This is a genomic window from Novosphingobium sp. AAP93, from assembly GCF_001296055.1.
In the GTDB taxonomy this organism is placed as follows: domain Bacteria; phylum Pseudomonadota; class Alphaproteobacteria; order Sphingomonadales; family Sphingomonadaceae; genus Novosphingobium.
This window is the reverse complement of the sequence record NZ_LJHZ01000008.1, coordinates 1-19,999: the sequence shown is the minus strand read 5'-3', so window position 1 is coordinate 19,999 and position 19,999 is coordinate 1. Positions and strand designations below refer to the sequence as shown.

General features: G+C 66.5%; 18 protein-coding genes. 8 read left to right on the top strand and 10 right to left on the bottom strand.

The window, feature by feature from the left end:
- Window positions 1-638: 638 nt before the first annotated feature.
- A complete protein-coding gene (locus IP83_RS01775; protein WP_054120495.1) occupies window positions 639-2,825 on the bottom strand; it encodes a xanthine dehydrogenase family protein molybdopterin-binding subunit in 2,187 nt (728 codons plus the stop codon).
- A complete protein-coding gene (locus tag IP83_RS01770) occupies window positions 2,822-3,295 on the bottom strand; it encodes a (2Fe-2S)-binding protein (protein WP_054120494.1) in 474 nt (157 codons plus the stop codon). Before IP83_RS01770 ends, IP83_RS01775 begins: the two co-directional genes overlap by 4 nt.
- Before the next feature lie 243 nt (window positions 3,296-3,538).
- Between IP83_RS01770 and IP83_RS01765 the strand changes: the two genes are divergently transcribed.
- From IP83_RS01765 to IP83_RS01730, 8 genes are all read left to right on the top strand, one after another.
- Window positions 3,539-4,243: a TetR/AcrR family transcriptional regulator gene (locus IP83_RS01765; RefSeq protein WP_231624863.1), complete on the top strand. Its 705-nt coding sequence runs from the start codon at window positions 3,539-3,541 to the stop codon at window positions 4,241-4,243.
- 356 nt (window positions 4,244-4,599) lie between these two features.
- Window positions 4,600-5,808, top strand: coding sequence for an amine dehydrogenase large subunit (locus tag IP83_RS01760; protein WP_054120493.1), 1,209 nt, complete (start codon window positions 4,600-4,602; stop codon window positions 5,806-5,808).
- A complete protein-coding gene (locus IP83_RS01755) occupies window positions 5,808-6,383 on the top strand; it encodes a MauE/DoxX family redox-associated membrane protein (protein ID WP_054120492.1) in 576 nt (191 codons plus the stop codon). Before IP83_RS01760 ends, IP83_RS01755 begins: the two co-directional genes overlap by 1 nt.
- Window positions 6,384-6,387: 4 nt before the next feature.
- Complete coding sequence (locus tag IP83_RS01750; RefSeq protein WP_054120491.1) at window positions 6,388-6,990, top strand: redoxin domain-containing protein; 603 nt, start codon at window positions 6,388-6,390, stop codon at window positions 6,988-6,990.
- Between the two features lie 52 nt (window positions 6,991-7,042).
- Complete coding sequence (locus tag IP83_RS01745; protein ID WP_054120490.1) at window positions 7,043-7,585, top strand: methylamine dehydrogenase light chain; 543 nt, start codon at window positions 7,043-7,045, stop codon at window positions 7,583-7,585.
- Window positions 7,586-7,641: 56 nt separating this feature from the next.
- Window positions 7,642-8,181: a hypothetical protein gene (locus IP83_RS01740; RefSeq protein WP_054120489.1), complete on the top strand. Its 540-nt coding sequence runs from the start codon at window positions 7,642-7,644 to the stop codon at window positions 8,179-8,181.
- The gene (locus IP83_RS01735) at window positions 8,178-9,173 is read left to right on the top strand and encodes an XdhC family protein (RefSeq protein WP_082364418.1); all 996 of its coding nucleotides are present in this window, start codon (window positions 8,178-8,180) and stop codon (window positions 9,171-9,173) included. The genes IP83_RS01740 and IP83_RS01735 overlap by 4 nt, the downstream gene beginning before the upstream one ends.
- Entirely contained in the window at window positions 9,154-9,744 is a 591-nt protein-coding gene (locus IP83_RS01730; RefSeq protein WP_054120488.1) for an NTP transferase domain-containing protein, read from the top strand. The genes IP83_RS01735 and IP83_RS01730 overlap by 20 nt, the downstream gene beginning before the upstream one ends.
- Window positions 9,745-9,856: 112 nt before the next feature.
- Here the strand turns inward: IP83_RS01730 and glpK are convergent, their stop codons facing one another.
- The 8 genes from glpK to IP83_RS01690 form a co-directional block, all read right to left on the bottom strand.
- A complete protein-coding gene (glpK, locus tag IP83_RS01725) occupies window positions 9,857-11,341 on the bottom strand; it encodes a glycerol kinase GlpK (protein WP_054120487.1) in 1,485 nt (494 codons plus the stop codon).
- 113 nt (window positions 11,342-11,454) lie between these two features.
- Window positions 11,455-12,285 (bottom strand): DUF6454 family protein, encoded by an 831-nt coding sequence (locus IP83_RS01720; RefSeq protein ID WP_054120486.1) that lies wholly within the window; start codon window positions 12,283-12,285, stop codon window positions 11,455-11,457.
- A 133-nt stretch (window positions 12,286-12,418) separates the two neighbouring features.
- The gene (locus IP83_RS01715; protein WP_054120485.1) at window positions 12,419-14,176 is read right to left on the bottom strand and encodes an amidohydrolase; all 1,758 of its coding nucleotides are present in this window, start codon (window positions 14,174-14,176) and stop codon (window positions 12,419-12,421) included.
- Between the two features lie 182 nt (window positions 14,177-14,358).
- Window positions 14,359-15,735, bottom strand: coding sequence for an L-serine ammonia-lyase (locus tag IP83_RS01710; protein WP_054120484.1), 1,377 nt, complete (start codon window positions 15,733-15,735; stop codon window positions 14,359-14,361).
- Complete coding sequence (locus IP83_RS01705) at window positions 15,732-16,226, bottom strand: prolyl-tRNA synthetase associated domain-containing protein (RefSeq protein ID WP_054120483.1); 495 nt, start codon at window positions 16,224-16,226, stop codon at window positions 15,732-15,734. The genes IP83_RS01710 and IP83_RS01705 overlap by 4 nt, the downstream gene beginning before the upstream one ends.
- On the bottom strand, window positions 16,223-16,753 hold the full coding sequence (locus IP83_RS01700; protein WP_054120482.1) for a sarcosine oxidase subunit gamma: 531 nt from the start codon (window positions 16,751-16,753) through the stop codon (window positions 16,223-16,225). The genes IP83_RS01705 and IP83_RS01700 overlap by 4 nt, the downstream gene beginning before the upstream one ends.
- Window positions 16,746-19,610, bottom strand: a complete 2,865-nt coding sequence (locus IP83_RS01695; protein WP_054120481.1) for a glycine cleavage T C-terminal barrel domain-containing protein — start codon at window positions 19,608-19,610, stop codon at window positions 16,746-16,748. Before IP83_RS01695 ends, IP83_RS01700 begins: the two co-directional genes overlap by 8 nt.
- Window positions 19,607-19,879, bottom strand: a complete 273-nt coding sequence (locus IP83_RS01690; RefSeq protein ID WP_054120480.1) for a sarcosine oxidase subunit delta — start codon at window positions 19,877-19,879, stop codon at window positions 19,607-19,609. The genes IP83_RS01695 and IP83_RS01690 overlap by 4 nt, the downstream gene beginning before the upstream one ends.
- Between the last annotated feature and the right edge of the window lie 120 nt (window positions 19,880-19,999).

Genomic DNA, 19,999 nt, shown 5'->3' with positions numbered 1-19,999 from the left:
TCCCCCAAGTCCTTGGCCAGGCAATCTACCGCGCCAGCACGCAGATCATGGCTCCCGTCCCGCTTTACGCCGGACGCGAGCAAAGGCCGGCACGCATGCGAGCCGCTATCCCGGTCCCGGGCCATGATCGATCAAATGGCTGCGCCGGATGTCTTCCGCAATCCGGCCACTCGCACCCAGCGGAACACGACGCCCTCCCCGCAGCGCCAGTGCAGGCGCCGCACCGGTCGCGCGATCACTCCCTACTGCCCATCAACCGCAGCGCCGCGCCCGCAAATCCAACAAGGCGGAAGGACCACTTCCCCCAGCCCCGTTCGCCCCGAGCGCAGTCGAGGGGGCCGTTCGTGCCGACCGAAGCCGAGGGAACCGTTCGTGTCGAGCGAAGTCGAGACACCCCCCACGCGCCCCGCCAGCAATCGAGCAGGTTTCACGCAGAGACGCGGAGGAAGAAAAGACAGAGACGCAGAGACATCCCGCTGCGCCGCAGGCCTCCTTCCAAAATCACCGAGCCAAGAGCCGCTAGGCGGCGGTGCCCCAAAACCACCCTTTTGGCGCTCTCTGCGTCCCTTTCGCGTCTTTGCGCGAAACCCCTCCCGCCACAGCAGGAGGGGTCTGCAAAGTCCCGCAAAAAGAGTGAGTTACGCCAAAGTCAGCGGCAAGCTCCGCAGCCGCTTGCCCGTCGCATCCTTGATCGCATTGGCAATCGCCGGGATCACCGGCGGCAGGGTCGGTTCGCCCAGACCCGTCGGCGGATTGTCGGTCACCACCCAGGTCAAGGCGACTTCGCCCGGCGTCTGGTTGATGCGGATCAGCGGGAAATCGCCGAAGTTCTCGGTCGTGATCGCACCCGCCTTCTGCTCGGTCGGCTGCCACACCATCGCCTGCGCGATGCCGTCGATCACCGCGCCTTGCATCTGGTGCTCGGCGCCCATCGGGTTGATCACCTGGCTGCCGATGTCGCCAGCCACCCACACCTTGTCGATGGTGATCTGCCCATCGGTGACCGTCAGGTCGACCACTTCGGCAAAGTATCCGCGGTGGCTGAAGTAGAACCCGAACCCGCGCCCCTTGCCCGGCGTCGTCGAACGCTTGCCCGTCCACCCCGCAAACTTGCACACCGCTTCCACCACGCCGCGCGCGCGGCCCGTGTCGAACGCGGGCTCATCCGGATCGGACGAGGGGAACGAGCGCGGCGCGCCCAAGGTCTTGATCATCAGCGAGGGCAGGTCCGTCCCCGCCGCTTCGGCCACTTCATCAAGGAAGCCCTGGAACACGAAAGCCACCGCGTTCGACGTCGGCGCGCGCAGCCACCCGGTGGTCAGATTCGTCTTGAGCAGCGACATGCCGTAATGCACATCCGCCAGCGCCGGTCCCGGGAACTCGCTCGCCAGCATCCCCGCCGCGCGCATCGGCTTGCCGTTCTCGCCGAAAGTGATGAAGTGGTCCTTGAGCGCCACCAGCGCGCCGCTCGCATCGACGCCCGCCGTCATGCGGTGCCAACCGCCTGGCCGGAAGTAGTCGTTCCTGAGGTCGTCGCTCCGGTCATAGAGCAGCTTGACCGGACGGCCCGGCACCGCCTTGGCGATGCAGGCGGTCTGGATCATGAAGTCGCTCATCAGGCGCCGCCCGAAGCCGCCGCCGATGCGGGTCATGTGGATCGTCATCGACGCCGGGTCGATCCCCAGCACCTTGGCGATATCGCCGCGCGCGGTCGCGGGATCCTGCGTCGGCGCCCAGAACTCGAGCTTGCCGTCCGGATGCCACAGCGCCGTGCAGTTCTGCGGCTCGAGCGTGGCATGCGCGAGGAACGGATAGGCATAGTCCGCCGTCACCACCTTGGCCGCCTTGGCCAGCGCGGCATCGGCGTTGCCCGCCTTGAACAGGTCCTTGGCCGGAGCAGCGCCCAGCAGTGCCTTGGCCTGCGCGGCATAGCCCTCGGTCGAGTAGCCGTCGAAGCCCGCGGTATCCCACTGCACCGCCAGCTTCCCGCGCGCCTTGTGGACGCGCCACCAGCTGTCGCCCACGATGGCCACGGCATTGTGCTTGCCCGCCGGGATCTCGCCATCGGTGATCGGCACCACCGCCAGCACGCCCTTCTCCTTGCGCACCGCGGCATCGTCGAAGCTCTTGAGCGTGCCGCTGATCACCGGGCACTTGACCATCGCGGCATAGAGCATGCCCTGCGGGTGAGCATCGATCCCGAACAGCGGCTCGCCCCGCACGATCGCCGGCGTATCGACACCGGGCCGCGACTTGCCGATGATCTTGAAGCTCTTGGGGTCCTTCAGCGCCACCTTCTCGAGGTCCGGCGCCGGCATCTTCGCCGCCGCCGAAGCGAGCGCGGCATAGGTCACCGAACGCCCGCTCGCCGCATGCATCACCTTGCCATCCGCCGTCGTCAGGCTGGCAACCGGCACGCCCCACTGCTGCGCGGCAGCCGCCACCAGCATCGCCCGCGCCCCCGCCCCGGCCTGCCGCGCGGGCAGCCAGTTGAGCGGCGTCGTCATCGAACCACCGGCGAACTGCGGGCCATACTTGTCCGCATTGTCGTCGGCCTGCTGGATCTTCACCTGGCTCCAAGCGACGTCGAGCTCCTCGGCGATCAGCATCGGCAGCATGGTCTTCACGCCCTGCCCGATCTCCGGGTTCTTCGCGAGGATCGTCACCGTGTTGTCGGGCGCGATGCTCACGAACACGCCCAGCATCGCCGGCGCCGCAGCACCCGGCGCGGCGGCGAACGCCAGCCTGGCCTCGAAGGTCAGCGCGGCCCCGCCCGCCAGCGAGGCGGCGAGGAACGAGCGGCGGGAAACGGAGACGGCGTTCATGCGGCAGCTCCCGATATGGCCTTGCTCGCTTCGGCAATCGCCTTCTGGATGCGCAGATAGGTCGCGCAGCGGCAGATGTTGCCCGCCATCCCGGCGGTCACTTCATCGGCGGAAGGCTTGGGGTTTGCCGTCAGCATCGCGGTGGCCGACATGATCTGCCCCGCCTGGCAATAGCCGCACTGCGGCACGTCGAGATTGGTCCAGGCCTCGACCACCTTGGCGCCGACCGGCGAAGCGGTCACGCCCTCGATCGTCACGATATCCTTGCCCGCCGCATCCGCCAGCGGCGTCTGGCACGAACGCACCGCCTCGCCGTTCAGGATCACGGTGCAGGCCCCGCACAGCCCCGCGCCGCAGCCGAACTTGGTGCCCGGCATATTGAGGTCCTCGCGCAGCACCCACAGCAGCGGCTTGTCGGCTTCGACATCCACGGTGCGCGGTTTGCGGTTCACGGTCAACGAGATCGCCATTGCGGTCCTTTCGAGACGCCGGCGGCAGCGCTGTGCCCGTCCGGCCCATTCGGGAATGATGCGAGCCAGTCCTGCTGTCGACGACAACTTGGTATCGAACAGCGCATGGCCGAGTAATAACACAATACTATCAGATATTTGATATTAACCCCAAAAGTCTGGCCAAACTTGCGGATTCCGTCAAGAGCGATTTCCCGGAAAGGCGCTCTGGTGGGGGTCCGCCCCGCATGCTACGCAAGGGGCATGGTGCGTATTACCGACACGCTGGCCGAGATGCCCCGCGAGGACGGCACGGCTGCTGACGAGGCCATGGCCACCGGCCCCCGCCCCGGCACTTATGCGCGCGGCACCGAAACGGTCGGCACCATTCTCAAGGCCGCGCACGATGTGCTGATCGAGGAAGGGGCCAGCGCCTTCACCATCCGCCGCATCGCCAGCGCCTGCGGGATGAAGGTCGGCAATGTCAGCTACCATTTCCCGCGCAAGGAATTGCTGATCAAGATCATGCTGGATGACCTGCTGGAGAGTTATGACAAGCTGCTCGAAAGCGAAGTCCGCCGCCCCGATATCTCGCCCGAGGACCGCCTGCGCCTGATCGTCAAGCTCTGCCTCGACGATATTGCCGGCAAGCGCACCACGCGCCTGTTCACCGAGCTATGGGCGCTTGCCAACCACAACGCCTTCGTCGCCGAGCGCGTCCGCGCCTTTTACCAGCGCGTGCACGATTTCATCGGCGAGGTGCTCGTCGAACTCAACCCGGCGCTCTCGCCGGACGAGGTCCACACGCTCGCGCTCTATGTCAGCGCCTCGATGGAAGGCACCACGCCGTTTCTCGGCTTCGAGAAGCCGTGGGCCGCCAAGATGCCGCAGATCACGGCCATCGCCGCCGAAGCGATGGTCATGCTTGCAAAGTCCATCACACCGGCGCAGATTGCCGGCAAGCCATAAGGCTGCGCGGGGTCCAGGCTGGGCCGACGCCGCAGCACCGCAGGAGCCAGCATTGAACGGAGCCGGCGCGCCAAGCACGCCGCGATGCGAGTCTGCGTGATGTCGATGGTTTTCCTTTGCCCGTTGCCTGCTGCGCAATCCATCGGATCGACGCGCGCCGCGGTCGTTCGCACAACGGACGGAAAAAGCGCGACAAAGCGCTTGACTAAAACTGGACGCCCGTCAAAACTTTATCGCAGCCGCACAAGGCATGGCGGCAGGCTCGCTGTCCGAACGCATTTCCCATTGCGCGAACGGGTTGCGGGAACAGGGAAATTCGCAAGTTTCAGGGTTTCAGGCAAAAGGGGCCAGGCCAGATGAAAATGATGAAAGTTCAGCGCAAATCATCGCTTTCCGCCCGCGCCAGGTACAGCGCTGCAGCCCTCTGTGCGCTGGCTCTGCTCGGCTCGGCCAATGCCGCGAACGCAGCCGATCCGCTGCAGCCGGATCCAGAGCTCGAAGCCGTCACGCTATCGGCGCCCAAGCCCAGCTGGGTTTTCGTAGAGCGTGGTTTCGTTGCGCCCGGCACCACCATCTATGATACGGATACGGGCAAGATGCTCGGACAGGTCGAGACGTCGCACCTCTCCGATCTCGGGCTCGATCCGAACGGCAAGGCCTACTACGTCGCCGAAAGCATCTGGAGCAAGGGCTTGCGCGGCACGCGGCAGGACATGATCACGGTCTATGATTCCGCCACGCTCAAGCTGAAGTCCGAAATCGCCATTCCCGGCCGCATCCTGATCGGCAGCCGCAAGTACAACTTCGTGATCGCCGATGCGGGCAAGACGGCTTACGTCTACAACCTCGATCCGGCCTCGTCGGTCAATGTCGTCGATCTCGCCAAGGGCAAGTTCGTCAAGAAGATCGAGCTTCCCGGCTGCGCCAGCCTCATGCCCGTCACCGGCGTCGGCTTCTCGGCGCTCTGCTCTGATGGTTCGCTCGCCACGGTCAAGGTCGCCGCCGCTAAGCCCGATATCATCCGGTCCGCGCCGTTCTTCTCGGCCACCAACGACCCGATCTTCGACAACTTCGGCTATGACGGCGTGAAGCAGGAGGCGGTGTTCCTCACCTACACGGGTCAGGTCTACACCGCCAAGCTCGGCGCCACGCCGACGATCTCCGACCCCTTCTCGATCCAGGCCGCGGCCGGGGTCTCGCCTGCCGATACCAAGCCGCTCGACGTGCACTGGTATCCCGGCGGCCGTCAGGGTCTTGCGTATCACTCCGGCACCGGCCACGCTTTTGTGCTGATGCACACCGGCGAATACTGGACCCACAAGGAACCCGGCACCGAGATCTGGGAACTCGACGTCGCGGCCAAAAAGGTCGTGAAGCGCATCCCGCTTGAGGATCCGGCGGAGGAAATCGCCGTCACGCAGGAGCCCAATGCCAAGCTGATCGTCTCAGGGTCGGCGGGTGCGGGTGGCAGCGGCGCGCTCTACATTCTCGATGCCAAGACCGGCGAGGAGAAGTTCAAGCTCGAGAAATCGGGCGGCGGCGTGATCCGGACACTGGAGCCCTGATGGCAGACGGGGGCGCCTCGACTTTGGCCGTACTGGGCGCAGCGCAACTCGGCGTGCTTGGCTATGCTGCTTCGCTGGGTGTCGGTCTCGTGTTCATGCAGGCCGCCGTTCCGAAGCTGCGCAACACGCAGCTCTTCGCCGGTGTGCTCGCCAACTACCGCCTCTTGCCCGGTTTTCTGATCGCACCGGCCGCCTTGCTGCTGCCTATTGCGGAGTTGTGGGTCGGGCTTGCCCTGATGTTGGACCACGCCAGCCATTTCGCGCCAGTGGCCATGGCGCTGCTCCTGCTCTTTGCAATTGCCATGGGGATCAACATCGCGCGTGGTCGCCGCGAGATTGATTGCGGGTGTGGAAGGTCCGATCTCCGGCAGCCGCTCAGCTGGCTGCTCGTGGTTCGCAACGTGCTGCTGGCCGCGTTGCTCCTTCCCTATCTCGGGACGGTTCCGGACATCGGGCTCAATCTGGTCGACAGTGCAATCGCCATGGCCGGGGGCATCACCATCTACCTGCTCTATCTGCTTTTCAACGCCATCGGGGCGCTGGCGGCATCGCCGCTTGCCGCCCAGCGGAGGTAACCGAATGCTGCAAGCCCTGCTCGTCTCGGCGGTCCTGTCGTGGATTGTCATTCTCCTGCTGGTAACCGCGCTGCTCGCGCTGGCCCGGCAGGTCGGCGTGCTGCACATGCGCGTCGCCCCCGCCGGAGCCTTGACCACCTCCGCCGGCCCCTCGGTCGGCAGCGCCGCCGCGGCGATCCCGGCAACCACGCTCGATGGCCAGAAGGTCACCGTCGGCGGCCACCAGCACGGCGTGCCGCTGCGCCTGCTGATGTTCGTCTCGCCCTCGTGCCCGCTGTGCAAGAACCTCATCCCGATGGCGAAATCCTTCGCCCGCGATGAACGCGTCCAGCTCGTCTTCATCGGCGACGACGATGCCGCCGCCCAGCGCCAGATGATCGCCGAGCACAGCCTTGGCGGCTATCAGTTCATCAACGGCCCCGAGGTCGGCCAGGCCTATGAAGTGGCCAAGCTGCCCTATGCCGTCCTGATGGACGAGCACGGCACGATCCTTTCCAAGGGCCTCGTCAACAGCCGCGAGCACCTCGAAAGCCTGATCATCGCCCACGAAATGGGCATCCAGTCGGTCCAGGACTACATCGGCAAGCTCAAGGCCGTCGCCAATTGATCACCCGCATCCTTCTTCAATCAGGTTCCAGCGCATAACAGGGGACAAGCTCATGAAGACCTTCAATCCCGACGCCATGGGCGAAAAGCTGCTCCGCCGCTTTGCCGGCGGCACTTCGCGCCGCGGCATTCTCGCCCGGCTCGGCCTCGCGCTGGTCGCCGCGCCGGTGTTCCCGGTCCTGCCCGTCAGCCGCGCCAGCGCCGCGAAGCCCGACCGCTCGCCCGAAGCCAAGACCACTTTCGCCCGCAACGCGCAGTCGAAGGACGACACCAAGTGCGATTACTGGCGCTACTGCGCGATCGACGGCTCGCTCTGCTCGTGCTGCGGCGGCGCGGTCAACCGCTGCCCGCCGGGCGCCGAGCACTCGCCGGTCTCGTGGGTCGGCACCTGCATCAATCCCGATGACGGCCGCGCCTACCTGATCGCCTACCGCGATTGCTGCGGCAAGTCGTACTGCAACAAGTGCGATTGCGACGGCACCGACCGCGAGACGCAGCTCTACGTGCCCCAGCTCAACAACGACGTCATCTGGTGCTTCGGCACCACGAGCATGGAGTACCACTGCTCGACCGCCGTCCTCGTCGGCACAGCCTGACACCTACTGACAACGAAGGACTATCGCCGCGCCGCGAGCGAGGCTAGAAGCGTCATATGACCATCCGTGCAGGCCTTCTTGCCGCCGCCGCGTTGCTCAGCGTCGTTTCGCTGGGCACGCTGAACGCGGCTGAACCGGACAACCATTCGCCGGAAATCACCCCCGCCGCACGCGCGATGATGGTCGATCCCGAACTGGCGCAAAGCGATTTCATCGAGAACTGCGCCGGCTGCCACGGCCTGCGCGGCACCACGGTCCCCGCGCATCTGCCCGAAATCAAGGACCGCGTCGGCTGGTTCATGTGCACGCCGGAATCGCGCGCCTACCTGCTGCGCCTCCCCAATGTCGCGCACAGCCGCATCACCGACAACGCCCAGCTGGCGGACCTCATGAATTACGTCGTCTTCGTGCTCGGCGGCAAGAGCGTGCCGGCCGGCACCAAGCCGTTCACCGGCCCTGAAGTCGCGCACGAACGCCAGTTCGCGCTGACCAGCGTGTCGCTCAAGGCCGAGCGCCTGCGCCTCGCCAACGAGTCCATCCGCAAATGCCGCGCCCCCGCGTCGCTGCGGCTGCAGTATCCCGGCTCGACGCAATGAGTGTTCAGGGCGGGATAGCGCACGACGATCGCAGCCTTCTCGGCTTGCTCCTTGAGGGAGCGGCGGAGGGTGTCGAAGGCGTCCTCGTCACGCTCACCGGCATCGAAGGCGGCTCCTCGCGCGGGATCGGTGCGCAGATGGCTGTCCTTGCCGATGGCCGCAGCGCCGGATCCTTCTCCGGCGGCTGCGTCGAAGCCGCCGTCATCGCCGAGGCGCAGGAAGTTCTGGCCCAGGGCTATGGCCGCACCGTCCGCTACGGCATCGGCTCGCCCTATCTCGATATCCGCCTGCCCTGCGGCGGCGGCATCGATCTGCTGTTCACCCCACGCCCCGATCCCGCCGTGCTCGCACAGGTCCTTGCCCGCACCACCCAGCGCAAGGCCGCCGTGCTGCGCCTCAACGAAGCCGGTGCGATGCTTTCAGACACGCCCGGCGCAAAAGGCTTCCAGCGCGCCTACGCCCCGCCGCTGCGCCTGATCGCGCTCGGCCACGGCGAGGACCTCACCGCGCTCGTCCGCCTGTCGCGCGCCTTCGGCATCGCGGTCGAAGCCTATGCCCCGGCGAGCGACCGCCACGCCGCCGTCGAACCCGGCGTCAGCCTGCTCCGCAGCCGCACCGCGCTGCCCGCCCTGGTCGGTGACCCATGGACGGCCTTCGTTTTCCTGTTCCACGATCACGACTGGGAAGAGGAACTCCTCCCCCATGCACTCGCGCAGGACGGGTTCTACCACGGCGCCGTCGGCAGTGCCCGCACCCACCGCGCGCGCATGGCCGGGCTGCGCACCATCGGCGTGCCGCAAGCCAGCCTCGAGACGCTGCGCGGCGGCATCGGCCTGATCCCGGCGACGCGCGATCCCGCCACGCTGGCGCTGTCGATCCTCGGCGAAGTGGTGCAGGACTATCAGGCCTGCGCCGGCATGCCCGGCTGGAGCGGCCGCGCGCCGGGCCGGATGGGACACGATCCCACCGCGCATGTCCCCACCCGCAACTGAGGCGCACTTTACCGGGCTGGCGCTGGTCCTGCTTGCCGGCGGACAATCGCAACGCTTTGGTGGTCCCAAGCTGCTGGCCCCGCTGGCTGGCAAGCCGCTGGCCCTCCACGCCGCCGAAATGCTGGCCCCGCTGCCCTTTGCAAACCGCTACGCCGTCGTTGGGCCGCACGTGCCCGACTTGTCAGCGCTCGGCTTCCAATGTCTGCCCTTGAGCCCCGAGGGAGCACCGCAAGCTCGCTCGCTCGCACTGGGCGTCGCAGCCGCGCAAGCAGACGGCGCCCGCGCAGTCCTTGTCGCGCTGGCCGACATGCCGCTGGTGCCGGAGGCGCACATCCACGCCCTCGCCGCGCGCTTTGACGGCGACCGCATCGCCACCTCGGCGGACGGCGTCACGATGCCGCCCGCCATCTTCGGCGCGCAGCACTTCGCTGCCCTCGCCGCCCTCGACGGCGACCGCGGCGGCACAACCCGCCTCAAGGGCGCGCCAACCGTCGCGCTCGATCCGCACCGGGCGCTTGATGTAGACCGCCCCGAAGACCTCGCCCGCGCCGCAGCCCTTTTCGGACGCTGATCCCTTCCTCGTCACCCCCGCGAAGGCGGGGGCCCAGAGCGGCATACGCAGCATTTCCGGCCCTGGATTCCCGCCTTCGCGGGAATGACGAGACGTTGGGCGTGCACGCCCGTCAAAGCAGTGCCCGCTCCACCGCCTTGTGCCACCCGGCAACGAGTTCGCTGCGCAGGCCTGCGCTCATCTTCGGCTCGAAGCGGCGGTCGCTCGTCCATGTCGCCTCCAGCGCGGCGAGGTCGCTCCACACCCCCGTCGCCAGCCCCGCGAGGAACGCCGCGCCCAGTGCCGTCGTTTCCACGCTCACCGGTCGCTCGACCGGCGCGACCAGCACGTCGGACAGGAACTGCCCCAGCCAGTCGTTCGCCGCCATGCCGCCGTCGATCCTGAGCGCCGCGTCGCCCGGATTGGCGTCCTCGCGCATCGCATTGATCATGTCGAGCGTCTGGTACGCCACCGATTCCAGCGCCGCCCGCGCGACATGCGCCGCGCCCGCATCCAGCGTCAGCCCGCAGATCAGCCCCCGCGCATCCGGGTTCCAGTGCGGAGCGCCCAGCCCCACGAATGCCGGGACCATGTAGACGCCGTGGTTGTCCGGCACCCGCACCGCCATGTCGTGCGTGTCCGAGGCATGGGTGATGATCTTGAGGCCATCACGCAGCCACTTCACCGCCGCGCCCGCCACGAAGATCGCGCCTTCCAGCGCATACGTCGTCTCGCCGTTGAGCTGATAGGCCACCGTCGTCAGCATGCGCTTCTTCGAAGGGATCGGCTTGTTCCCGATGTTCATCAACGCAAAGGCGCCGGTCCCATAGGTCGATTTGGTCATGCCGGGGCGGAAGCAGGCCTGCCCGAACAGCGCGGCCTGCTGGTCCCCCGCCATCCCGGCAATCGGGATCGCGCGGCCCAGGATAGCAGGATCGCACTCGCCGAAGATGTAGGAATTGTCCTTCACTTCAGGCAGCACCGAAGCCGGCACGCGCAGCAGGCGCAGCAGTTCCTCGTCCCACGCCTGCGCACCGATATCGAACATCAGCGTGCGCGAGGCATTGGTCGGATCGGTCGCATGGACCTTGCCGCGCGTCAGGCGGGACAGGAGGAAGCAGTCGATGGTGCCGAACGCCAGCTCGCCCCGGTCCGCCGCCGCCCGCGCGCCCGCCACTTCATCGAGGATCCACGCCAGCTTCGTGCCCGAGAAATAGGGATCGAGCAGCAACCCGGTCCTGGCGGCAAACAGCGGTTCCGCCCCATCCGCCTTCAGCCTTGCGCAGGTATCCGCCGTGCGCCGGTCCTGCCACACGATGGCGCGGTGGATCGGCTTGCCCGTCGCCCGGTCCCACACCGCCACCGTCTCGCGCTGGTTGGTGATGCCGATGGCGGCCACGTCCGCCACGTCGATCCCGGCCTTGCCGACCGCCTCGCGCAGCACGGTGACGACATCCTGCCAGATGTCCTCCAGATCATGCTCGACCCAGCCCGAAGCCGGATAGTGCTGCGCAAACTCGCGCTGCGCCACCGCGATCGGCTTGGCGGCGGCATCAAACACGATGCAGCGGCTCGATGTCGTGCCCTGGTCGATGGCGAGAATATAAGGGGGCTGCATGGGTCTCCTCTCGTGGGCTTGCGGCTTTGGCTCCTGCCTATCCAAGCCGCGCGCGCACCGGAAGCACCCTTTGCTCGCCCTCCATAGAAAATTGCGATAGCCGCCGGTCGGCCTCAGGCGTTCAGGCGGAAATGGAACACCCGGCTCGGCCCATCCTCAGGCAGCACATAGACATCGCGCCCCTCGATCGCCATGCCTTCGCCGGTGACGGGACCGCCCCTCCCGAACGGCCGCACCGGGCCGATCGCCCCGGCCTTGAGCGAGCGCGTCACCCGCATCGTCGCCGGATCGATCCAGTCGAGCGTGCCCGCCAGCCAGCTGGTATTGCCGCCGGCCACCAACTGGCCATCGACGAACTTCATGTCCTGGAAATGCGTGCCCGACGGATTGTCCACGATCCGCACCGGCGTTGTCCCGCGTGTCAGATCGAACTGGTAAAGCTGCCGACTGTCCCAGTTCCCCGCAACCAGCTTCGTGCCGTCCGCCGCCACGCAGCCGATATGGTCTGCGACCGCGATCCGGCGGCGCACCGTCAGCGTCTCCGCGTCGATCTCCATCAGCACCGCCGAGCTGTCCGGCCGCAGTTCCGCCACCGGCACCCACAGCGAACGGCCCGAAAGCGAAAGCCCGCCCGGATGATAGCGCGCCCCGTCGGTCAGCTCGATCCGCCGCAGGAAGCGCCCGCTCGCCCGGTCGAACACATGAAGGAAAGCGCGCTGTCCGCCATGATCGACCGAGGTCACCCACACATGCGCGGGATCGAGCGCCAGCCCCTGCACGTGAAACACTTCGCCCTGCAGCTGCAGCGCCCCTACGTACTTTCCGTGCTCCAGTTCGCCATCCAGCGATGATGGCCCAAACGTTCCGGGTGAAGCTGACAGCGAAATGCTGGAGGCCAGAGCGAACACGGTCGTAAAACCGCCACGTAGAAGCTTGCCGATCATCGTCGTAATGCTTTCCGAAGCCCTTGGGTTTCGGTGCCCCGGTGACGATGTTCAGAGGCAAGCGCGTGGCAATTCTCGAAATCTGCCGCAGGACTGCAATATTGGCGCTATCCCCCGGCTTATCCACAGGCCATTACCGGCCGAGTGCGACCTTTTTGCCACGCTGGTAGACCAGCTTCCCGCCGACGAAGGTCATGTCCACCTTGCCGGTGAGGAAGGTCTCCTCCGGCGCGGTCAGCGGATCGAACGGCAGCACGATCATGTCGGCCAGCTTGCCCGGCTCCAGCGTGCCCTTCTCGTTCTCTTCCCACGAAAGGTACGCGCCGTTCGCGGTATACATGCGGATCGCCTCGGCGCGGCTGACCGCTTCCTCTGGCCCCCGCGGCACACCCGCAGGCCCCTTGCGCGTCGTTGCCGCGTAAAGCCCGACCAGCGGACCGATCGGCAGGTTGTCGCTGGCAAAGGCCATGAACAGGCCGAACTTGTAGACCGGCGTGCTGATCGCATTGTTGTGCGCGAGCCGCCAGTCATCGAGCAGTGCCGAATAGCGGTCATCGAGATTGTAGAGGAAGTTGGGCTGCTGCGAGATCATCACATGATCCTGCGCCATCGTCGCCATCGTGTCTTCGGGCGGCATGATCGTGAAGTGATCGAGGAACCAGCGCCGGTCATTCGCGGCATGGGCAGAATCGGGGATCGTCGTCAGCGCGTTGTGATAGGCCTTCACCGCCTGCACGATGGCCGCATCGCCGATGGCATGCAGCCCCATCTGCCAACCCAGCTTCGCCGCGCTGTCGACCAGTTCCTGCAGCTCGGCATCGGTGAACCGCCCCTTGCCCCGGAAACCGGGCTGGCCCTTGTAGTCCGCCAAGAGCCACGCCGTCGGCCCGGTGAAGCCGCCGTCCACCGCGTTCTCGCCGATCGCGCCGAGCCGCAGCCGGTTGTCGCCATAGCCGGTGTGATAGGGGAACTGCGCGAGCCGCGCGGCGCCCGGGTGGATGATATACATCGTGATGCGCGGCAGCTCGCTGCCCATCGCGGCATAGAGCTCGCGCGCGCGCTTCCACGTCATGTTGGAAGCGCCCCACAGCGGGTCGAGGTCCTTGCTGGCCGTTCCGCCCTTGCCCACCGGTTCGTCGTCGATCGTGCCGCTGGCGTCATGGAAGCTGGTGATGCCGAGCGCCAGCATCTGCTTGAGCCAGGTGATCGTCGGCCCCTTCATCGCCTCCCAGCCCGGATCGGGGATGAACTTCGAGACGACATCCATCCGCTCGCGGATGATGCCGCTGGGCTCGCCGCCAGGCCCGCGCTCGATCAGGCCGGTCGCCGGCTCGGGCGTCGACTTGTCGACCTTGGCAATCTTGAACGCGGCACTGTTGTAGGCCGCCGAATGCGACCCCGCACGCAGCAGCGCGACCGGATTGCTGGGCGCGGCCGCATCGAGATCGGCGCGGCTGAGATTGCGCTTTTCGGCGAAGTTCGATTCCTGCCAGCCATAGCCGGTGATCCACTTGCCCGGTCCCAGCGCCTTTGCCTTGGCGCGCAGCATGGCCTGCACTTCGGCGATGCTCTTGGCGTCCTGCACCGCGATGTCATTGGGCGAGACGGGCTTGGGATGCAGGTGCGTATCGATGAAGCCCGGCATCAGCGTCCTGCCGGCAAGGTCGATCACCTTGGGCGCGGAATAGGCCTCGAGCAGTTCCTCGCCGCCGACCGCCACGATCCGCTCGCCTTTCACCGCAACCGCCGTCTTCAGCGTGAACGCGCGGTCGACCGTGATGACCTGGCCGTGGTGGAGGATGAGATCGACGGCTTCCTTTGCCGAAGCAGGCAGCGCCAAGGTCGCCGCAATCAGTCCACCCAAAAGCCCGATGCGCCGCGAAACCGCCATGCTTTGCCCCCAACCTGAACAGTTGTCCTAGATCGTATCAAGGGGATGAGGGGCTGTCGACCAACTCATGCTGACCACCCATAAATAGGGACAGTCCCCATTTATTCAGCAATCTGTGTTCGCATTGGCAAAGGCGACCCGAATAAATGGGGACTGTCCCTATTTATGGGAAAGCGCCCTCCTCAGCACTCCACCACGTTCACCGCGAGCCCGCCCTGCGAGGTTTCCTTGTACTTGTCGCGCATGTCGAACCCGGTCTGCCGCATCGTCTCGATCACCTTGTCGAGGCTGACCATGTGCTCGCCGTCGCCCAGCAGCGCGAGGCGCGAGGCGTCGATGGCCTTCACCGCGCCCATCGCATTGCGTTCGATGCAGGGGATCTGCACGAGCCCGCCGACCGGATCGCAGGTGAGCCCGAGGTTGTGCTCCATCCCGATCTCGGCGGCGTTTTCGATCTGCGCGTTCGTCCCGCCGAGCGCCGCCGTCAGCCCCGCCGCCGCCATCGAGCAGGCCACGCCGACTTCGCCCTGGCAACCGACTTCCGCACCGGAAATCGAGGCATTGCGTTTGTACAAGGCGCCAATCGCCGCCGCCGTCAGCAGGAACGTCCGCCGCCCGGCCACATCGCCTCGATAGCACCGCTCGTAATAGCGCAGCACCGCCGGAATGATCCCCGCCGCGCCATTGGTCGGCGCCGTCACCACGCGCCCCCCGGCGGCGTTCTCCTCGTTGACCGCCATGGCCCACAAGTTGATCCAGTCGAGCACCACCAGCGGATCGCTGAGCGCCGCCTGCTGGCGCGAGACCAGTTCCGCCGCGATCCCCTGAGCGCGCCGCTTCACCCTCAGTCCTCCGGGCAGAATGCCGCCCTGCGAAGTGCCCCGATCAATGCAGGCCGCCATCGTATCGGCGATCAGGTCGAGAGCCTGCTGTACGTCCTCCAAGGGCCGCAGCGCCGTCTCGTTCGCCAGCATAAGCTCGGCAATCGAAAGGCCCGCCTCGCCCGCCATCTTGATGAGTTCATCGCCGGTCGTGAAGGGATAGGGCACCGTCGCCGCATCGCCCGCAGGCGCATTGCGTCCGGCTTCTTCCTCATCCAGCACGAAGCCGCCGCCGACCGAATAGTAGAACCGCCGCAGCAGCAGCGCATCATCGGCGTCATAGGCATTGAGCGCCATGGCATTGGAGTGGAACGGCTGCCGCTCGCGCTGATGAAAATGGAGATCGTCTGCCGGCGCGAACCGCACCCGGTGCTTGCCGAGCAAATCGATGTGCCCGCTCTCATGCACCGCCGCAATCTTGCCGGGCGCGGCATCGATATCGACGTCCGCGGGAGTTTCGCCCATCAAGCCCAGCAGCACGGCGGTATCGGAGGCATGCCCCTTCCCCGTCAGCGCCAGCGAGCCGTAGAGATCGACTTCGACGCGGACGGTATGCTCCAGCAAGCCGCGCTCTTCCAGCAACAGACCAAACCGCCGCGCGGCCACCATCGGCCCCACGGTGTGCGAGCTCGAAGGACCGACGCCGATCTTGAACAGCTCGAATGTCGAGACGGTCATGCGCGTTCCGGGATCGCCGCGATCAGCGGATCATGCCCCCAGGCGCCCAGCGCGCGAACAAGATCTGCCCCCGAAAGCCCGACAGTCGCCGTATTGCGCAGCGGGTGGACATTCACGATGTCCGCAGCCGCCAGATCGGGATCGAGCACCACGCGCACCGCGCCGGCGGTATCATTCAGCGCAGCCAGCGGCGTTACCGACCCCGGCGTCACGCCCAGCAGGCGCTCCATGTCCTCGGCCTTGCCGAAACTCAGCTTCTTCGCGCCGATAACGCCCGCCAGCGCCTTGAGGTCCACCCGGCGCATATGCTCGACCGTCACCAGCCAGAACTGCCCGCCCGCATCCTTCAGAAACAGGTTCTTGGTATGCGCGCCGGGCAGCGCGTCATGGATCGCAAGGCTTTCCTCGACCGTGTAGACCGCCTCATGCTCGAGGATCGACCACCCGATCCCCAGCGCGGCAAGCGCATCCTTCAAAGCCGCGTCGCTCACCGGTGCGCTCCCGGCATCGCGGCAAGGAAGGCATTCCACAGCCAGGTCGCAAAGCTGCGCCAGACTTCGACATGCCAGCGGTCCTCGGCTTCGCGCCACACGATGATCTCCACCGTCTCGAACACCGTCCGCGTCGCGCGGCCCACGCCCATCTTGGCAAGATCAAGCGGGCACCCGCTGGAGAGCACCGCCAGCGCCCCCGGCCCTTCAAGCACCAGACCCAGCGCGCGCGAGGAAATGTCGACAACGCTCACCGGAAGGCCCTCGCCGCGCGCCAGCGCCGTGCCTTCGGCCAGGATCGCATACCACTCGTCCGGCCCGAGGCAGATCACGCCGTCCTTCTGATCACCGATCTTGCCCGGCAGCTTCAGGCCAGTCGCTTTGGCCAGCACTTTTGCATCACGTGCGCGCAGTGAATACCGCGCGCGAGGCCCAGCGTGCGACAGCGTCACACCAGCGCCTTCAACCGGCCCGGTCCCCAGCTTCAGCTCGGCCGCCGAAACCGCGATTTCTGCGATCTCAACCATTCAGGCGGCTCCCTTCGGCATCATAGAACATCGGTGTCACGACCTTCGCGCTGATCGTCCCCGTCGGCATCGGGATGTGCAGCGTCTCGCCCATGCGGTCACGCCCACCCGCCACCAGCGCCATCGCGATGGAGCGGCCCAAGGTCGCGCTGTGATACGACGAGGTCACGTGCCCGATCATCGTCATCGGCACAGGCTGGTTTGGATCGGCGACGATCTGCGCGCCTTCCTCCAGCACCGCCTGCGGATCATCCGTCAGCAGGCCGACCAGTTGCTTGCGGCCCGGCGCGACGATGTCCGGACGGCTCAGCGAACGCTTGCCGACGAAATCGGGCTTCTTCTTGCCGACCGCCCAGCCCAGCCCCGCATCGTCCGGGGTCACGGTGCCATCCGTGTCCTGACCGACAATGATAAAGCCCTTTTCCGCGCGCAGCACGTGCATCGTCTCGGTGCCATAGGCGACAGCGCCGTGCTTCTCGCCCTCGGCCCAGATCGCTTCCCACACCGCGCGGCCATGCTGTGCGGGCACGTTGACTTCGAAGCCCAGCTCGCCGGTGAAGCTCACGCGGAACAGCCGCGTATCGACGCCGCAGATCTTGCCTTCACGCACCGCCATATGCGGGAAAGCCTCGGGCGAAAGGTCGATGCCTTCCACCAGCGGCTCGATCACGCGGCGCGCCTTCGGGCCCTGCACCGCGATCACCGCCCACTGCTCGGTCGTGCTGGTCAGCCAGACATCGAGGTCCGACCACTCGGTCTGGAGGTAGTCCTCCATCAGGTTCAGCACGCGCGCCGCGCCGCCGGTGGTGGTCGTCAGGTGGAACCGGTCGGGCGCAAGCCGTGCCGAAACGCCGTCGTCGATGATGAAGCCGTGCTCGCCCAGCAGCAGGCCATAGCGGCAGCGCCCCGGCTCGAGCGACTTCCACGGGTTCGTGTACATGCGGTTGAGAAACTCCGCCGCATCCGGACCCACGACTTCGATCTTGCCCAGCGTCGAGGCATCGAAAATGCCGACCGCGCTGCGCACCGTGCGGCACTCGCGCGCCACCGCCGCGTCCATGTCCTCGCTTCCTTGCGGGAAATAGCGCGCACGCCGCCACTGCGCGACGTTCTCGTAGACTGCGCCGTGGTCCGCGGCCCAGTCGTCGATCACCGTCTTGCGCAAGGGCTGGAACAGCGCTTCCTTGTGGTGCCCCAGGATCGCGCCGAAGCTCTGCGGCGTGTAGGGCGGGCGGAAGGTCGTGAGACCAATCTCGGTCACCGGCCGGTGCAGCACGCCCGAGGCGATCTGCAGGCCATTCAGGTTCGAGGTCTTGCCCTGATCGGTCGCCATCCCATTGGTGGTGTAGCGCTTGATATGCTCGATCGAGCGGAAGCCTTCCTGCACCGCCAGACCGATATCGCGCGCCTTTACGTCGTTCTGGAAATCGACGAAGGCCTTGCTTTCGTGGAGCGGCTTGGGCGCTGGCAGAAGTCCGCCAGACAGGCCCTTGCCGAAATCCCACGCACCCGCGCAGGCGCCGACGCAGCGCAGGTTCTCGTGCGTCTTGTCGGGCACGTAGGCGCCCCAGCTTTCCTCCCAGCGCAGGCTGCCCTTGGCGTGGCTCCAGAGGTGGACCGTCGGGGTCCAGCCACCGGCCATCAGCACGGCGTCGCAATCGAGCTGCTGGCCCTTGCCGACGCCGGCCAGCGCGATGGTCACGCCCTTCACCGCCTGCCCGCCGGACACGCCCGTCACCGCATAGCCCTGATAGCAGGCGATCCGCGCATCGCGCGCGCCCTCAATCAGTTCAGCCGCAACATCGCGCCGCAGGTCGACAATCGCGGCGATATTCACGCCTGCGTTGTGCAGCGCCAGCGCATCGCGCCAACCGCTGTCATGCACGGCCATGACCACCAGCTTTCGGCCCACCGCCACGCCATAGCGCAGCGCAAAGGTCTTGGCCGCGCTAGCCAGCATCACGCCGGGCACGTCGTTGCCTTCGAACACCAGCGGCCGCTCGATCGCGCCCATCGCGAGCACGACTTCGCCCGCACGGATGCGCCACAACTTCTCGCGCGCACCTTCGGCTTCGGCCAGCGAGAGGTGATCGGTCAGCCGCTCGGCGGCGACCACAAAGTTCTGGTGATAGTGGCCGATGGCGGTCGTGCGTGGCAGCACTGTCACGTTGTCCATGGCAGCGAGCTTTGCGCTGGCTTCGGCCAGCCACGCCCACTGCGCCGGATCGCTCAGCGCACCGCCGCCGATCTCTTCCTGCTCGTCGATCAGGATCACCCGGCCACCGTTCGCCGCCGCCTCCAGCGCCGCCGCGATGCCCGCCGGCCCCGCGCCGACGACCAGCGTCTCGCAATGGGCATAAGTGGCGTCGTAGTGGTCCGGATCGCGCGTCGTCGGGCTGTCGCCCAGACCCGCGAGACGGCGGATGATCGGCTCGTAGACCTTCTCCCACGCCGCGCGCGGCCACATGAAGGTCTTGTTGTAGAAGCCCGCCGGGAAGAACGCCGAAAGCACATTGTTGACGGCGATGAGGTCGGTCTTGAGAGTCGGGAACCGGTTCTGGCTCGTCGCGACGAGGCCCTCGTAGATCGCCACCGAAGGCGCACGCAGGTTGGGCGTGACGCGGCCCGGACCGCGATCCACCGTCACCAGCGCATTCGGCTCTTCCACGCCGGCACCCAGAATGCCGCGCGGACGGTGGTACTTGAACGAGCGCCCGAACAGCATCTGCCCTTGCGCCAGCAGCGCCGAGGCAAGGCTGTCACCCGCATAACCCCACCGGGCCTTGCCGTCGAACGTGAAGTGACGCTTGGTGCGGCGGTCGATCCGCCCACCGTCTGCCAGACGAAAACCGCTCACTTGCGGGCCTCCCCGGCCTTGTAGGTTGTCTCGAAAACGTCGCTCACCGTATCGCGCACCGCATTGAAGAAGCGCCCGCAGCCATGCGTATGGCGCCAGCGTTCATGGTGCCGTCCGCGCGGATTGCTGCGGATGTAGAGGAATTCCTCCCACTGCTCGTCCGAATAGGTGGAAGGATCGACCGGCCGGGCGATATGCGCCTCGCCGCCATAGACGAACTCGACCTCGGGCCGCGCCTCTTCGCAATAGGGGCAGTGAATCAGCAGCATGAAACAGAGCCTTGAAACTTGAGAACCATACCAACCACCGCTCGTGTCGAGCGAAGTCGAGACACAAAGCGCTGGGTATGGTGTCTCGACTTCGCTCGACAAGAACGGCTGGGGGATGAG

What these genes read in the sequence shown, in the direction of transcription:
- IP83_RS01775 (WP_054120495.1), bottom strand. Translation starts at nt 2,825, where the DNA reads ATGAACGCCGTCTCCGTTTCCCGCCGCTCGTTCCTCGCCGCCTCGCTG.
- IP83_RS01720 (WP_054120486.1), bottom strand. Translation starts at nt 12,285, where the DNA reads ATGATCGGCAAGCTTCTACGTGGCGGTTTTACGACCGTGTTCGCTCTG.
- IP83_RS01765 (WP_231624863.1), top strand. Translation starts at nt 3,539, where the DNA reads ATGGTGCGTATTACCGACACGCTGGCCGAGATGCCCCGCGAGGACGGC.
- IP83_RS01710 (WP_054120484.1), bottom strand. Translation starts at nt 15,735, where the DNA reads ATGACCGTCTCGACATTCGAGCTGTTCAAGATCGGCGTCGGTCCTTCG.
- IP83_RS01700 (WP_054120482.1), bottom strand. Translation starts at nt 16,753, where the DNA reads ATGGTTGAGATCGCAGAAATCGCGGTTTCGGCGGCCGAGCTGAAGCTG.
- glpK (WP_054120487.1), bottom strand. Translation starts at nt 11,341, where the DNA reads ATGCAGCCCCCTTATATTCTCGCCATCGACCAGGGCACGACATCGAGC.
- IP83_RS01770 (WP_054120494.1), bottom strand. Translation starts at nt 3,295, where the DNA reads ATGGCGATCTCGTTGACCGTGAACCGCAAACCGCGCACCGTGGATGTC.
- IP83_RS01745 (WP_054120490.1), top strand. Translation starts at nt 7,043, where the DNA reads ATGAAGACCTTCAATCCCGACGCCATGGGCGAAAAGCTGCTCCGCCGC.
- IP83_RS01690 (WP_054120480.1), bottom strand. Translation starts at nt 19,879, where the DNA reads ATGCTGCTGATTCACTGCCCCTATTGCGAAGAGGCGCGGCCCGAGGTC.
- IP83_RS01750 (WP_054120491.1), top strand. Translation starts at nt 6,388, where the DNA reads ATGCTGCAAGCCCTGCTCGTCTCGGCGGTCCTGTCGTGGATTGTCATT.
- IP83_RS01735 (WP_082364418.1), top strand. Translation starts at nt 8,178, where the DNA reads ATGAGTGTTCAGGGCGGGATAGCGCACGACGATCGCAGCCTTCTCGGC.
- IP83_RS01740 (WP_054120489.1), top strand. Translation starts at nt 7,642, where the DNA reads ATGACCATCCGTGCAGGCCTTCTTGCCGCCGCCGCGTTGCTCAGCGTC.
- IP83_RS01715 (WP_054120485.1), bottom strand. Translation starts at nt 14,176, where the DNA reads ATGGCGGTTTCGCGGCGCATCGGGCTTTTGGGTGGACTGATTGCGGCG.
- IP83_RS01755 (WP_054120492.1), top strand. Translation starts at nt 5,808, where the DNA reads ATGGCAGACGGGGGCGCCTCGACTTTGGCCGTACTGGGCGCAGCGCAA.
- IP83_RS01760 (WP_054120493.1), top strand. Translation starts at nt 4,600, where the DNA reads ATGAAAATGATGAAAGTTCAGCGCAAATCATCGCTTTCCGCCCGCGCC.
- IP83_RS01730 (WP_054120488.1), top strand. Translation starts at nt 9,154, where the DNA reads ATGTCCCCACCCGCAACTGAGGCGCACTTTACCGGGCTGGCGCTGGTC.